The sequence below is a fragment of the Desulfomicrobium apsheronum genome (genome assembly GCF_900114115.1).
GTDB classification, from domain to species: domain Bacteria; phylum Desulfobacterota; class Desulfovibrionia; order Desulfovibrionales; family Desulfomicrobiaceae; genus Desulfomicrobium; species Desulfomicrobium apsheronum.
Window position 1 is genome coordinate 1 of the sequence record NZ_FORX01000031.1, and the last position, 15,395, is coordinate 15,395.

Annotated in this window: 14 protein-coding genes and 1 tRNA gene; all 15 read left to right on the plus strand. The window is 54.0% G+C overall.

Going from position 1 to position 15,395, the window contains the following annotated elements; genetic code table 11:
• The coding region (locus BMZ40_RS18620) for an EF-Tu C-terminal domain-related protein (protein ID WP_483862684.1) at window positions 1-105 on the plus strand (105 nt) is incomplete at its 5' end.
• A 3-nt stretch (window positions 106-108) separates the two neighbouring features.
• On the plus strand, window positions 109-258 hold the full coding sequence (gene rpmG, locus BMZ40_RS18625) for a 50S ribosomal protein L33 (protein WP_081434452.1): 150 nt from the start codon (window positions 109-111) through the stop codon (window positions 256-258).
• Window positions 259-310: 52 nt separating this feature from the next.
• A tRNA-Trp gene (locus BMZ40_RS18630) sits at window positions 311-386 on the plus strand.
• Window positions 387-409: 23 nt separating this feature from the next.
• On the plus strand, window positions 410-643 hold the full coding sequence (gene secE, locus BMZ40_RS18635; RefSeq protein WP_177193276.1) for a preprotein translocase subunit SecE: 234 nt from the start codon (window positions 410-412) through the stop codon (window positions 641-643).
• Between the two features lie 12 nt (window positions 644-655).
• Window positions 656-1,198, plus strand: coding sequence for a transcription termination/antitermination protein NusG (gene nusG, locus BMZ40_RS18640; RefSeq protein ID WP_092190604.1), 543 nt, complete (start codon window positions 656-658; stop codon window positions 1,196-1,198).
• Between the two features lie 25 nt (window positions 1,199-1,223).
• Window positions 1,224-1,646, plus strand: a complete 423-nt coding sequence (gene rplK / locus BMZ40_RS18645) for a 50S ribosomal protein L11 (RefSeq protein WP_092190606.1) — start codon at window positions 1,224-1,226, stop codon at window positions 1,644-1,646.
• A 15-nt stretch (window positions 1,647-1,661) separates the two neighbouring features.
• Window positions 1,662-2,366 carry a 50S ribosomal protein L1 gene (rplA, locus tag BMZ40_RS18650; RefSeq protein ID WP_092379541.1) on the plus strand — a complete coding sequence of 235 codons (705 nt, stop codon included), beginning with the start codon at window positions 1,662-1,664 and terminating at the stop codon, window positions 2,364-2,366.
• A 102-nt stretch (window positions 2,367-2,468) separates the two neighbouring features.
• Entirely contained in the window at window positions 2,469-2,987 is a 519-nt protein-coding gene (rplJ, locus tag BMZ40_RS18655; RefSeq protein ID WP_092379556.1) for a 50S ribosomal protein L10, read from the plus strand.
• A 27-nt stretch (window positions 2,988-3,014) separates the two neighbouring features.
• The gene (rplL, locus tag BMZ40_RS18660) at window positions 3,015-3,398 is read left to right on the plus strand and encodes a 50S ribosomal protein L7/L12 (protein ID WP_092190610.1); all 384 of its coding nucleotides are present in this window, start codon (window positions 3,015-3,017) and stop codon (window positions 3,396-3,398) included.
• A 196-nt stretch (window positions 3,399-3,594) separates the two neighbouring features.
• Window positions 3,595-7,686, plus strand: coding sequence for a DNA-directed RNA polymerase subunit beta (gene rpoB / locus BMZ40_RS18665; RefSeq protein ID WP_092379545.1), 4,092 nt, complete (start codon window positions 3,595-3,597; stop codon window positions 7,684-7,686).
• A gap of 57 nt (window positions 7,687-7,743) precedes the next feature.
• Complete coding sequence (gene rpoC, locus BMZ40_RS18670; protein ID WP_092379548.1) at window positions 7,744-11,946, plus strand: DNA-directed RNA polymerase subunit beta'; 4,203 nt, start codon at window positions 7,744-7,746, stop codon at window positions 11,944-11,946.
• Window positions 11,947-12,034: 88 nt separating this feature from the next.
• On the plus strand, window positions 12,035-12,406 hold the full coding sequence (gene rpsL, locus BMZ40_RS18675) for a 30S ribosomal protein S12 (protein WP_028578495.1): 372 nt from the start codon (window positions 12,035-12,037) through the stop codon (window positions 12,404-12,406).
• An 18-nt stretch (window positions 12,407-12,424) separates the two neighbouring features.
• Window positions 12,425-12,895 (plus strand): 30S ribosomal protein S7, encoded by a 471-nt coding sequence (rpsG, locus tag BMZ40_RS18680; RefSeq protein ID WP_015774943.1) that lies wholly within the window; start codon window positions 12,425-12,427, stop codon window positions 12,893-12,895.
• 14 nt (window positions 12,896-12,909) lie between these two features.
• Window positions 12,910-14,979 carry an elongation factor G gene (fusA, locus tag BMZ40_RS18685; protein ID WP_092379552.1) on the plus strand — a complete coding sequence of 690 codons (2,070 nt, stop codon included), beginning with the start codon at window positions 12,910-12,912 and terminating at the stop codon, window positions 14,977-14,979.
• Window positions 14,980-14,994: 15 nt separating this feature from the next.
• Window positions 14,995-15,395 (plus strand): GTP-binding protein (locus BMZ40_RS18690; protein WP_143075694.1); only part of this gene is annotated, 401 nt, incomplete at its 3' end.

Consider the following 15,395-nt stretch of genomic DNA (forward strand, 5'->3'; position numbering starts at 1 on the left):
GTGCATCTGATCAACCCGATCGCCATGGAAAAGGGTCTTCGCTTCGCTATCCGCGAAGGTGGACGTACCGTTGGCGCTGGTGTTGTTTCCGAAATTGTGGAGTAAATAATGCGCATCAATATTCTTCTTGCTTGTGGTGATTGCAAGCGTAGAAACTACGCTACTCAGAAAAACAAAAAGAACACGACTACCAAGCTTGAATTGAGCAAGTTCTGTCCTTTTTGTGGAAAGCACACGAAGCATCGCGAATCTAAATAGTGTAATGCGGATGCTGCCTACGCAGCATCTGCATTGAAAATTTCCCTCACGCAGGCCAGTAGCTCTAACGGTAGAGCGTCGGACTCCAAATCCGAGGGCTGGGGGTTCGAATCCCTCCTGGCCTGCCATACATTTACTAGCGATGGACATAATGAAAAAGAATGCCGAAGCAGAATTGCAAAAACAAGGAATCATGCAGAAGTTTACTGATCTGCGTGTATTCTTTGACCAAGCAAAAGTGGAACTGAAGAAAGTTGTTTGGCCTGACAAGCAGGAAACCATCAGTACCAGTTCGGCGGTTTTGTTGTTGGTAGTCGTAATGGCACTCTTTCTTGGCGTTGTGGATTTGGTGCTGACCAAAATCATTGCAGCCGTTCTGTCCTAAGGCGAGGCCATCATGAGCGACGAACCTAAGGCGCGCTGGTATATAATTCACACATATTCGGGATTTGAACAGCGGGTGGAGCAGACGATCAGAGAAATGATCCGTACAGGACAGGCCAAGGGCCTGGTCGAAGACGTGATTGTTCCGACGGAAAAAGTGGTTGAGCTGATCAAGGGACAAAAGCGCACCTCCACGCGCAAGTTTTATCCCGGCTATGCAATGGTCAAAATGGTGTTCACGGACGATTCATGGCACATGATTCAGTCCATTCCGAAAGTAACCGGCTTCATTGGCGGAAAAAGCCGACCGGTCCCGCTTACGGACAAGGAAGCGCAGAGAATTCTGGCGACAATCGAAACCAGGAAAGAACAGCCCAGGCCAAAATTTCATTTTGAACGTGGTGACGACGTCCGCGTAATTGACGGTCCTTTTGCAAATTTCAATGCCACTGTTGAAGATGTGAATTACGATAAAGGCAAATTGCGTGTCTCGGTATCTATTTTCGGAAGACAAACGCCGGTTGAGCTGGACTTTGTTCAGGTGACCAAAGGCTGATAATTTTTAGATATGAGGTGGTGTTATGGCCAAAAAAATTAATGCAATAATCAAACTGCAACTTCCCGCAGGAGCTGCGAACCCTTCACCCCCGGTTGGTCCTGCCTTGGGTCAACATGGTGTGAATATCATGGAGTTTTGCAAGGCGTACAACGCCAAGACGCTCAATGATAAGGGTACGATCATTCCGGTTGAGATCACGGTCTTTTCCGACCGTTCTTTCACCTTCATCACTAAGACTCCTCCGGCTGCAGTGCTTTTGGTCAAGGCTGCCAAGCTGCAAAAGGGATCTGGTGAGCCCAATAAGAAAAAGGTTGGGAAGGTGAGCATGGCTCAAATCGAGGAAATTGCGAAGATCAAGATGCCCGACCTTTCGGCTTATGATCTGAATGCCGCATGCAAGACCATCATGGGCACTGCACGCAGCATGGGAATTGAAGTGGAATAAGGGAGTAAGCGAGCTATGCCCAAGCACGGAAAAAAATTTCAGAAAGTATGTGAGTCCATTGACGGTCTCAAGATGTACGATGTGGCTGAAGCTGTCGAGTTGGTTCTCAAGAGCTCGTATGCCAAGTTTGATGAGACCGTCGATATCGCGGTAAATCTTGGAGTCAATCCCAAGTATTCCGATCAGATGGTTCGCGGTGCGGTGTCCATGCCTCACGGCCTGGGAAAGACGGTTCGCGTTGTTGCCTTCTGTAAGGGCGAGAACGAGGAAAAGGCCCGCAGCGCCGGTGCCATTGACGCAGGCGGAGACGAACTCGTCGAAAAGATCAAGGGCGGCTGGCTCGATTTCGACAAGGCCGTGGCGACCCCTGATATGATGGGACACGTCGGCAAGATCGGCAAGATCCTTGGACCCCGCGGTCTGATGCCCAACGCCAAGACCGGTACCGTCACCGTCGACCTTGAAAATGCCATCCAGGAACTGCTTGCGGGCAAAGTCGAATTTCGTGTCGACAAAGCCGGCGTTGTGCATGCCCCTATCGGCAAGGTCTCCTTTGGCTCCGAGAAACTGCTCGGCAACCTGCGCACCGTAGTCGATGCGCTGATCAAGCTCAAACCCTCCACCGCCAAGGGTACGTATGTGAAGGCAGTGTCCCTGTCCTCCACCATGGGACCGGGCGTCAAGGTTGACGCTGCTTCCCTGCGCAAAGCGGGTGAATAAGTTTCAAAACAAGTAGATGAGTCAGAGAATGCAGGTGGATCTTCCTTAATATCCTGCTGAGACTGCTTTGGCTCAGTCTGCCTAGCTATAGAGAGGTATGTGGTGAATAGGGCAGAAAAAGCAAAAATCATCGATGGCCTGAAAGAGAGGGCTGACAAGGCGAGCATCGCCATTGTCACGGATTTCCATGGGCTCAAAGTGGCAGAGCTTACTCCCTTGCGTGCAAAATTGCATGAGGTGGGGTGCGACTATCAGGTCGTGAAGAATACTCTGGCACGGAAAGCTTTCATGGAAGGACCGCATGTGGTACTCAATGACCATTTGAAGTACAACTGCGCCGTGGCTTTCGGTTATGACGACCCTGTCGTCGCTGCAAAGGTCCTGGTTGAGTTTGCAAAGAAGAACGACAAGTTTTCCGTGCGTTATGCCAGTCTTGAAGGCAAGTTCCTGGAAGAGGCTTCCATAAAGGCCCTTTCCGAGTTGCCCGGACGTGAACAGCTGCTTGCATCTGTTCTGGGTACGATGAACGCGGTTCCGCAGAATTTCGTTTCTCTCTTTGCCAATGTTGTTAGAGGCATGGTCAATGTACTGACCGCTCTCAAAGACAAAAAAGAAGTATGAGCCAAAGCTAATATTTAGGAGGATAAAATGTCTGATATCACCAAAGAACAGGTTGTCGAATTTATTGCTAACATGACTGTGTTGGAACTCTCCGTCTTCATCAAGGAACTCGAAGAGAAGTTCGGCGTATCCGCCGCAGCTCCCGTTGCCGCTTTTGCCGCTGCTCCTGCCGCTGCTGCCGAAGCCGCTGAAGAAGAGAAGACCGAATTCGATGTCGTCCTGACCGAAGCCGGCGCCAACAAGATTGGTGTCATCAAGGTTGTGCGCGCTCTGACCAGCCTGGGTCTGAAAGAAGCCAAGGCCAAAGTCGACGAGACTCCTTCCGTGATCCTTGAAGCCGCTGCAAAGGACGCCGCCAACGACGCCAAGAAGCAGCTTGAAGAAGCTGGTGCAAAGGTTGAAATTAAGTAGTTTTTTGCTTTCTGTTTGACTTTTCGTAAAGAGTGTAAGGGGAAAAAAACCTCTTACACTCTTTACGCCTTTTTGTGTAACACCACGCCTTAAGCGTCAGCATATGCGACTGAGTGATTTTTCACCATAGCTTCTCTCCCTTTGGTCCCAGAACGCTTTGCCTGCCCAGCAACATCCCATTTCCTGAGGGGAAACGATGAACAAACTGATCAAGAAATTCGGACGAATTAAAGATTCCATTGATATCCCTCATCTTTTAAGCCTTCAGCTTGATTCGTATAATAAATTTCTGCAGACCGACGTTCCTGCGAGCATGCGCACGGATATCGGTCTTGAAGGCGTTTTTCGTTCTGTTTTTCCGATTCATGATTTCAATAAGACGGCCACCCTGGAATACGTCAGCTACGATATCGGCAAGCCAAAATACGATGTCGATGAATGCATCGCCAAGGGTTTAACCTTCGAAGCTCCCTTGCGGATTAAGGTTCGTCTTGCCGTGTACGACGTCGATGAGACGTCAGGCAGTCGCACCATCCACGACATCAAGGAGCAAGACATATATTTCGGAACGATCCCTCTCATTACCCAGAAGGGAACGTTTTTGATCAATGGCACCGAGCGCGTCATTGTCAACCAGCTGCAGCGTTCGCCCGGCATCATTTTCGAGCATGATTCGGGCAAGACTCATTCCAGCCGCAAAATCCTGTACAGCTGCCGCATTATTCCCATGCGCGGATCCTGGCTGGATTTTGATTTCGATCACAAAGACATCCTGTATGTGCGCATAGATCGCCGCCGCAAAATGCCCGCCACGATTTTGCTCAAGGCCATGGGCATGACCAGCGAGGATATCCTCGACTACTATTACGCCAAGGAGAACTTTCGCCTGGAGGGAACCTCCGTCCTGCGTCGCGTCGAAGATTACAACTTTCGCAAGGAACTGGCCCATGCCGATGTAGTCACTCCTGACGGAACGGTGATTGTTGCTGCCGGGAAAGCCCTGACCAAGGGCATGTGGAAGCGGATGATCAAGGCCGGAATCGAGTATTACGAGGTTCGCCCCGATACGCTTGAGACGGAATATGCAGCCAAGGATATTGTCGACCCCGCTACCGGCGAGGTCATCCTGCGCGCTGGGGATCCCTTTGTCGCCAGCGCCGTGGAGAAATGTCTCGCTGCCGGCATTACCGAACTCGGTGCGATCTTTTCCTCGGGTGCCGAGGCGTCGGCATGTTTGCGCGACACCCTGGCCATGGACAAGTGCGAGGATTTGGAGAGCGCGCAGATTGACATTTACAAACGTCTGCGCCCCAGCTCTCCGCCCACGGCCGAAATTTCCGCCAGCTTCTTCGACAACCTGTTCAGGAATGCGGATTATTACGATCTTTCGCCAGTTGGACGCTACAAGCTTAATTCCCGTCTGAACCTGAATTTGCCCATCGATCACCGTACATTGTCCAATGACGACATCTTCCGGTCGGTCAAGAAGCTCATTCAGCTCAAGGATTCGCACGGTCCTGCGGATGACATCGACCACCTCGGCAACCGTCGCGTGCGTCCCGTCGGTGAGTTGGTGGAGAATCAGTACCGCATCGGACTGGTGCGCATGGAACGCGCCATCAAGGAGCGCATGAGCCTGCAGGAAGTAGCCACGCTCATGCCCCACGATCTGGTCAATCCCAAGCCGGTCACTGCGGTGCTGAAGGAATTTTTCGGCACGTCGCAGCTTTCCCAGTTCATGGACCAGACCAATCCCCTGTCCGAGGTTACACACAAGCGCCGACTGTCTGCTCTTGGACCCGGCGGTCTTACGCGTGAGCGCGCAGGATTCGAGGTACGCGACGTCCATCTGAGCCATTACGGCCGCATCTGCCCCATTGAAACTCCCGAAGGTCCGAACATCGGCCTGATCGTCTCCTTGACCACGCACGGACTGGTGAACGACTACGGCTTCATCGAGACGCCTTACCGGGTGGTCAAGGATGGGTTCGTCTCCGACGAGATCCAGTACATGGAGGCTTCCACCGAGAGCGGACACATCATTGCCCAGGCCAACGCCCTGTTTGGCGATGACCGTCAGTTCATCAACGCTCAGGTCGAGGCCCGGGTCGAGGGCGAGTTCGCCATCGTTCTCCGCGAGGAAGTGACGCTCATGGATATTTCTCCTGGGCAGATTGTTTCCATTTCTTCCGCGCTGATCCCCTTCCTGGAGCATGATGACGCAAACCGTGCGCTCATGGGCTCCAACATGCAGCGCCAGTCGGTTCCACTTCTGGTGACCGAGGAGCCTCTTGTCGGCACCGGCATCGAGGGCAAGGTCGCCCAGGATTCCGGAAGCTGCCTCCTGGCCGAGGGTGACGGCGAAATCATGTACGTGGACGCGGACCGGGTAATCGTCTCCTATACCGACGATCTGTACCCGGAAGCCGGCGGTGTTCGTTTTTATGAAGTCCAGAAATACCATAAGTCCAACCAGAACAGTTGCTTCGGCCAGAAACCCCGGGTTCAGATCGGGGACAAGGTCAAGAAAGGAGCGGTCCTGGCGGATGGACCGGCCATCCATAACGGAGAGCTGGCGCTGGGCAAGAACCTGCTTGTGGCCTTCATGCCCTGGTGCGGTTACAACTACGAAGACTCCATCCTGATTTCGGAGCGGGTTGTGAAGGAGGATGTCTACACCTCCATCCACATCGAGGAATTTGACGTATTCGCCCGCGATACAAAGCTCGGGCCGGAGGAAGTCACCCGCGACATTCCCAACGTCGGTGAAGAAATGCTGCGCAATCTCGACGAGAGCGGCATCATTCGCATCGGAGCACGGGTAAAGCCGGACGACATCCTGGTCGGTAAGATCACGCCCAAGGGCGAGACGCAGCTGACCCCGGAAGAGCGGCTGCTGCGAGCCATCTTCGGAGACAAGGCCCGCGACGTGAAGAACACCTCTCTCAAGGTACCGCCGGGAATCGAGGGCACGGTAATCGACGTCAAGGTTTTCAACCGTCGGTCCGGAGACAAGGACGAGCGAACGCATTTGATTGAGAATTACGAGCTTGAGCGCATCGACGTGCGCGAGAGACAGCATGCCGCTGCCCTGACCGAGACCACCCGGCGCAAGATTTGGGAAGTCTGCAAGGGCAAGAGCGTAGCCAAGACCATCATGGGCAAGCGCAAGGGCGAAGTGCTTCTTGAAGCCAACCAGCCCATCAAGGAAGATGTTTTTGCAGAAATTCCGCTGAAGAAGCTTGTGGGCGCATTCGCGGCCAAGGACGTTAACGAGGCCGTGAAGGTGCAGCTCGATTATTTCGACCTTCAGCTCAAGTTCGTCAAGGACGTCTATGAAAGCAAGCGCGGCAAGGTCACCGAGGGCGACGATCTGCCTCCGGGTGTCATCAAGATGGCCAAGGTCTATGTGGCCGTGAAACGCAAGCTCAATGTCGGCGACAAAATGGCCGGCCGTCACGGCAACAAGGGTGTTGTCTCCAACATCCTGCCGGAAGAGGACATGCCTTTCTTTGCCGACGGCACATCCATGGACGTTGTTCTGAATCCTCTGGGCGTGCCATCGCGAATGAACATCGGCCAGATCATGGAAACCCATCTGGGCTGGGCGGCCAAGTCGCTCGGCCAGCAGATCGCGGCCATGGTTGAGGAAGGCGTGGCCAAGGTCCGTAGCGAGATCAAGGACATTTTTGATTCTCCCGACACCTCGGCGCTGCTTGATACCATGACCGATGACGAGGTGATTGAAGCTGCCCGGGATCTCAATCGCGGCATTATCATGAAAACTCCCGTTTTTGACGGCGCCGATGAGAGTGAAATCTGGGCGCTGCTCAAGAGAGCCGGCCTGCCCGAAGACGGAAAGGCGCTGCTTTTTGACGGTCGCACCGGAGTGCCTTTCCATAACAAGGTCACTGTCGGTTATATGTATTATTTGAAGTTGCACCACCTGGTTGACGAGAAAATTCATGCCCGTTCCACGGGTCCCTACTCCCTGGTCACTCAGCAGCCCCTCGGCGGCAAGGCCCAGTTTGGCGGACAGCGTCTTGGTGAAATGGAAGTCTGGGCACTGGAAGCATATGGCGCCGCCTATCTGCTGCAGGAGTTTTTGACGGTCAAATCCGATGATGTGAACGGTCGTGTGAAGATGTATGAAAAGATTGTGAAGGGATCCAATTTCCTCGAAAGCGGAATGCCCGAATCATTCAACGTATTGGTCAAGGAAATGATGGCGCTGGGTCTTGAAGTCACCCTCGTGGAAGACGACAAGAAGCGCCCGAGGAAGAGATGATCCCTCGGCAAGACCGGCCACAGCATTGCAATTCGACCAAAGCAAGAGGAATACACGATGAGTCTTGATGATCTTTTTACACAACGGGGCAGTGCATCCAGCTCTTTCAATAGCCAGAATCTCAAAGCGATCGGAATCAACGTCGCTTCTCCGGAGAAGATTCGCGAATGGTCTTTCGGTGAAGTAAAAAAACCCGAAACGATTAACTATCGTACATTCAAGCCGGAGCGGGACGGCCTTTTCTGTGCCAAGATCTTTGGCCCGGTAAAGGATTACGAGTGCAACTGCGGTAAGTACAAGCGCATGAAGCACCGCGGCATTGTCTGCGAAAAGTGCGGCGTCGAAGTAATCGCCTCCAAGGTCAGACGTGAGAGAATGGGGCATATTGAACTTGCCGCTCCGGTCGCTCATATCTGGTTCTTGAAGTCCCTTCCGTCCAAGATCGGCACCTTGCTTGATATGACCATGGCCGATCTGGAAAAAGTGCTTTATTTTGATTCATATATAATTCTGGATCCGGGCGAGACGACCTTGCTGAAGAAGCAGGTCATTTCCGAGGAACAGTATTTCCAGATTCTCGATCACTATGACGACAACGCCATAACGGTCGGAATGGGCGCCGAATCCATCAAGATCCTGCTTCAGGAAATTGATTTGGCGAGCCTGCGCGTGGAATTGCGCGAAGAATCCCAGTCCACCCGCTCCCAGACCAAGAAAAAGAAGTTGGCCAAGCGGTTGAAAATCGTCGAGGCGTTCCTGGAATCCGGGAACAAGCCCGAATGGATGGTCATGGACGTGATCCCGATCATTCCGCCCGAGCTGCGCCCCCTGGTTCCGCTCGACGGCGGCCGGTTCGCCACGTCGGACCTGAACGATCTGTATCGCCGGGTCATCAACCGTAACAATCGTTTGAAGCGGCTCTTGGAGCTTGGCGCTCCGGACATCATCATCCGCAATGAAAAGCGCATGTTGCAGGAGTCCGTGGACGCCCTGTTCGACAACGGCCGTCGCGGTCGCGCCATAACCGGGACCAACGGTCGTCCGCTCAAATCCTTGTCCGACATGATCAAGGGTAAGCAGGGCCGTTTCCGTCAGAATCTTCTCGGCAAACGCGTCGACTATTCCGGTCGTTCCGTCATCGTTGTCGGGCCGTATCTGAAACTTCATCAGTGCGGTTTGCCCAAGAAGATGGCTCTGGAACTCTTCAAGCCCTTCATCTACTCCAAGCTTGAGGAACGGGGTTATGCCAGTACCATCAAGAGTGCGAAGAAGATGGTCGAGCGCGAGGAGATCGCCGTATGGGATATCCTCGAAGAGGTCGTGCGTGAATACCCCATTCTGCTGAACCGCGCACCGACACTGCATCGTCTTGGCATCCAGGCCTTTGAACCGATTCTGGTCGAAGGAAAGGCGATACGTTTGCACCCGCTGGTGTGTACGGCGTTCAACGCCGACTTTGACGGTGACCAGATGGCCGTGCATGTGCCTCTGTCGGTTGAGGCCCAGATCGAATGCCGCGTGCTCATGATGTCCACGAACAACATTCTGTCCCCGGCTAACGGTTCTCCGATCATCGTGCCTTCGCAGGATATCGTTCTCGGTCTGTACTTCCTGACCGTGGAGCGTCCTTTCGAGCGCGGCGAGGGCATGATCTTCGCCGATCCCGATGAGGTCATCTGCGCCTTTGACGCAAACCACGTGGAGCTGCATGCCCGGATCAAGGTCCGCATCGACGGTGCATTGGTCGAGACCACTCCCGGACGAATCATCATCCGCGAGATCGTTCCGACGGAAGTGCCTTTCGAGGTCTACAACCGCGAGATGAGCAAGAAGGTCATCGGCAGACTCGTGGGCGAAGCCTACCGTCTTGCCGGCACCAAGGCCACGGTCATTCTGTGCGACAAGCTCAAGGACTTGGGTTTTGAGTATTCGACCCAGGCCGGAATCACCGTCGGCGTGAAGGATCTGACCATCCCGCCGGCCAAATCCGGTATCCTGGATCGTTCGCACACCGAAGTTTCGGATATCGAGCAGCAGTACCGCGAGGGTATCATCACCCGCACGGAAAAATACAACAAGGTCGTTGACGTCTGGACCAAGGCGACCAATGACGTGGCCGACGCCATGATGCGGGAGCTCAAGTACGACACCGTGCCCAACCCGAAGCAGGATGACTCCCCGCATGTCAAACATGCGCTTCGCTGGGAGGTTTCCAAGCTCAAGGAAGAGCGCTGCAACAGCTTCAACTCGGTGTTCATGATGGCCAACTCCGGCGCCCGAGGCAATCAGGACCAGATGCGCCAGCTGGCCGGCATGCGTGGTCTGATGGCCAAGCCCTCCGGTGAAATCATCGAGACGCCCATCACGTCGTCCTTCCGTGAAGGGTTGACCATTCTGCAGTACTTCACGTCTACGCACGGAGCACGCAAGGGTCTCGCCGACACCGCGCTCAAGACAGCGAACTCGGGCTACCTGACACGCCGTCTGGTCGACGTAGTTCAGGATGTCATCGTCAGCGAGCACGACTGCAAGACGGTTGATGGCATCGAGCTCACGCACGTCACCAAGAGCGGTGAAATCACCGTGCGCCTGAGTGAGCGTGTTCTTGGCCGGACAGCCATGTACGATATTCTTGATCCTGAAACCGGCGAGGTTTTCATCCCTGCCAATGCCATGATCAATGAGGAATTTGTCGCCGAGATCGAACGGCGCAACATCTCGACCATCACCATCCGTTCCGCGCTGACCTGCAAGGCCAAGCACGGAGTGTGCGCTCTGTGTTATGGTCGCGACCTGGCGCGAGGCCATCTGGTCAACGTCGGTGAGGCTGTCGGCATCATCGCCGCCCAGTCCATCGGCGAGCCTGGAACGCAGTTGACCATGAGAACATTCCACATCGGTGGTACCGCCTCCAAGGAAATCGAGCAGAGCAGGTATGAGGCTCTGAACAAGGGACGGGTCGTTCTCTCTCGTGTGCGGACGGTTACAAATAACCGTGGGGAGCGCATGGTTCTCGGCAAGAGTGGCCAGCTGCGCATTGTCGATGACCAGGGCGTCGAGCGTGAAAAATACGCGTTGCCTTCCGGCGCGAAGCTCTATTTTGAGAACGGTGCCGAGGTCAAAAAAGGCGATCGCCTTGCTGAATGGGATCCGTTCAACGAGCCCTTCGTCACGGATGTCGAGGGTGTTGTCCATTTCACGGACATCATCGAAGGCCGCACCGCTCAGGAACGCATAGACGAAGCCACGGGCAAGTCGACTTTGACGGTCATTGAATTCAGGTCGTCGAGCTTCCGTCCAGGTATCTCCATTTGCGATGAGAATGGCGTCTGCAAGACCAAGCCGGACACGGGTACCCAGACTTCCTATGCGCTGCCGGTTGGCGCCATCGTCATGGTCAACGACGGTGATGTGGTACAGCCGGGCGACATCATCGCACGTAAGCCGCGTGAAACCATGAAGACAAAGGACATCGTCGGTGGTTTGCCGCGCGTTGCCGAACTCTTCGAGGTGCGCAAGCCCAAGGATCAGGCGATTCTGTCCGAAATCGACGGTATCGTCAGCTTTGGCCCCGACTCCAAAGGCAAGCGCAAGCTTATTGTCGAGCCGGAAGTGGGAGACGCCCGCGTCTACCTCATTCCCAAAGGCAAGCATATCAGTGTTGGTGAAGGTGACTTCGTGGAGAGCGGAGAGTTGCTGACCGAGGGCACCCCGGATCTCCACGATCTGCTCAAGGTCAAGGGCGAAAAATACCTGGCCTTTTACCTGGTCGAAGGCGTGCAGGACGTGTACCGTTTCCAGGGCGTTTACATCAATGACAAGCACATCGAGATCATCGTCCGTCAGATGCTCAAGAAATTGCTGGTCATCGACCCGGGCGAGACAGGTTTGCTCATGGGCGAACAGGTCGACAAGGCCAAGTTTGCCAACATCAACGCCAAGTGCGTAGGCACCGGGATGCACCCGGCGACTGCCGAACCGCTGGTGCTCGGAATCACGCAGGCATCCTTGTCCACGGAATCGTTCATCTCCGCAGCGTCCTTCCAGGAGACGACAAAGGTGCTGACCGAAGCCGCGCTGATAGGTAAAAAGGATTATCTCTACGGCCTCAAGGAAAATGTCATTGTCGGCAGATTGGTCAACGCCGGAACGGGGTTCAGATCTTATATCGAAAACGGAATTGTGGTTCCGGATCAGCCTGAAAGCCCAGACAAATTCCTGGAAGATTTAGAGAAAGATCCGTTTTTCATGGGACAATAACTTTTTATTGTCTCGGCACTTGAGTTGACAGGGGAGGGGAGTTCAATTATGAACCCCCTTCTCAAAATGTTTATTAATGGAGTTTGAAATGCCCACAATTAATCAGTTGGTCCGTAAAGCGCGGGTCCTCCAGGTGAAAGGCACAAAAAGAGCTGCGTTGCAGGGTTGCCCTCAGCGTCGTGGAGTTTGCGTGCGCGTGTATACCACAACGCCCAAGAAGCCGAACTCCGCTCTTCGAAAAGTGGCCAGAGTGCGTCTGACCAATGGAATTGAAGTGACTTCGTACATTCCCGGTGAAGGGCACAACCTGCAGGAGCACTCCGTGGTCATGATCCTCGGCGGCCGTGTCAAGGATTTGCCCGGTGTCCGCTACAAGATTATCAGAGGTACGTTGGATGCGGCCGGTGTTCAGGATCGCCGGAAGAGCCGCTCCAAGTACGGAGCCAAACGTCCTAAATAGGTACAAGGAGATTGACGTATGCCTCGCAAGGGAGCCACGCCAAAGCGTGAAGTGCTGCCGGATCCGAAGTACGGAAGCCGGGTGGTCACAAAATTTGTGAACCAGATGATGTATGACGGCAAGAAAAGCGTTGCCGAAACGATATTCTATGATGCCATTGAAGAACTTGGAAAGCGCACCGACAGCGAGCCGCTCAGAGCATTCGAGCAGCTCATTGAAAAGGTAAAGCCGCAGATGGAAGTGAAATCCCGTCGTGTCGGTGGCGCAACCTATCAGGTTCCCATGGAAGTCCGCCCGGCACGACAGGAAGCCTTGGCTATCCGTTGGCTGGTCAACTATGCCCGTTCTCGCGGAGAGAAAGGCATGGTTTTGCGTTTGGCGGCTGAATTTCTGGATGCTTATAACGATCGCGGTGGTGCCATCAAGAAGCGTGAGGACACCCATCGAATGGCAGAAGCCAACAAAGCTTTTGCTCATTACCGCTGGTAAAAGAGGTTCTTTCCGTGTCTAAACGTGTTCCCATAAAAGATCAGCGCAATATCGGTATCATGGCCCACATCGATGCGGGCAAGACCACGACTACCGAACGTATTTTATATTATACAGGTGTTTCTCACAAACTTGGAGAAGTTCATGATGGCCAGGCGACCATGGACTGGATGGAGCAGGAGCAGGAGCGTGGCATCACGATCACCTCTGCTGCGACAACCTGTTACTGGCGTAATTGCCGCATCAACATCATTGATACTCCCGGCCACGTGGATTTCACCGTTGAAGTAGAGCGTTCGCTGCGCGTGCTTGATGGCGCTGTTGCTGTTTTTTGCGCTGTTGGTGGAGTCGAGCCGCAGTCCGAGACTGTATGGCGGCAGGCGGACAGATACCGGGTTCCCCGGATCGCCTTTGTAAACAAGATGGACCGCTCGGGAGCTGATTTCTACCGAGTTGTCGACATGATCAAGGATCGTCTCAAGGCGAAGCCTGTTCCGCTGCACCTGCCCATCGGCGCAGAGGAGAACTTTTTGGGGCAGATCGACCTCGTTCGCAAGGTCGCTCTCTATTATGACGTTGATTCCAAGGGCGAAACGATTGTCGAGCGCGAGATCCCGGCTGAAATGCTGGATCAGGCTGATGAATGGCGCATGAATCTTGTCGAGGCTATCGCCGAGGAAGATGAGACCCTGCTTGAAAAGTATTTGGGCGGAGAAGAGCTCTTGCCTGAAGAAATCATGGCGGGAATTCGTTCCGCTACCATCGGCATGAAAATTTGCCCGGTGATTTGCGGTTCAGCGTTCAAGAACAAGGGCGTTCAGGCACTGCTTGATTGCGTTGTGGATTATCTGCCTTCCCCGGTAGAGGTCCCGGCCATGGTTGGAGTCGATCCTGACACCAAGGAAGAGATTCTTTGCGAGTGTTCCGATGATCTGCCGCTCAGCGCCTTGGCGTTCAAGCTCATGGCTGATCCTTTTTTTGGGCACCTGACCTTCCTGAGAGTATATTCCGGCGTGCTTGTTACCGGTTCGACGGTTCTGAATGCCGCCTCAGGCAAAAAGGAACGTGTAGGCCGTTTGCTGAAGATGCACGCGAACAAACGTGAAGACATCAAGGAAGCCTATGCGGGTGACATCGTTGCCGCAGTCGGTCTGAAACAGACCAGCACGGGTGAAACTCTGTGCGATCTCAAGCGGGCAATCCTGCTTGAATCAATGGATTTTCCCGAGCCTGTCATCGAAGTGGCGATCGAACCCAAGACCAAGACCGACAGGGATGCCCTTGGGCAGGCCCTGCAGAAGCTGGTCAAGGAAGACCCCTCGTTCCGTGTCAAGACGAATGAAGAAACCGGACAGACGCTTATCGCCGGAATGGGTGAATTGCACCTTGAGATCATTGTTGACCGCCTCACTCGTGAGTTCAAGGTCGACGCCAACGTTGGCAAGCCTCAGGTTGCCTATCGTGAAACCATTTCCAAGCCGGCGGAAAAAGATCTCAAGTACGCCAAGCAGTCTGGCGGTCGTGGTCAGTATGCGCATATTGTCATCAAGGTCACGCCCCAGGAACCTGGTGGCGGTTATGAATTCGTGAACGGCATCGTGGGCGGCGTAATCCCCAAGGAATACATCCCCGCTGTTGACAAGGGCATCCGCGATGCTCTGCTCAACGGTGTTCTAGCCGGTTTTCCCATGGTCGATCTCAAGGTCGAATTGGTTCACGGCTCGTATCATGAAGTTGATTCTTCCGAGCAGGCTTTCTACATTGCCGGTTCCATGGCTGTGAAAGAAGCGTGTCATAAAGCGGCCGCAGTGCTACTTGAGCCGATTATGTTTGTGGAAGTACTGACTCCGGACGACTATATGGGCGATGTCATGGGCGACCTCAATGGGCGTCGTGGTCGGATCGTCAGTCTTGAAATGCGACACGGGATGCAGATCATCCGCGCAAACGTGCCGCTAAGTAGCATGTTTGGTTATGCAACGGATCTGCGCTCAAAAACTCAAGGTCGTGCGACATACACTATGTTGTTTGATCATTATGATCGCGTCCCTGCAAGTCTTGCTGAAGAATTGACCAAGAAATGAGAATGGAGATGAAGAATGGCCAAGCAAAAATTTGAAAGAAAAAAGCCGCACGTCAATATCGGTACGATCGGTCATATCGACCATGGCAAGACCACGTTGACCGCCGCGATCACCAAGATCGCGAGCCTCAAGGGCGGTGGATCCTTTGTAGCGTTCGATGAGATCGACAAGGCTCCCGAAGAAAAGGAACGCGGTATCACCATTGCCACCGCGCACGTCGAGTACGAGACCTCCAAGCGTCACTACGCTCACGTGGATTGCCCCGGTCACGCCGACTACATCAAAAACATGATCACCGGCGCGGCCCAGATGGACGGCGCGATCATCGTTGTCGCCGCCACCGACGGTCCCATGCCCCAGACTCGTGAGCACATCCTGCTCGCTCGTCAGGTCGGCGTTCCCTATGTCGTGGTTTT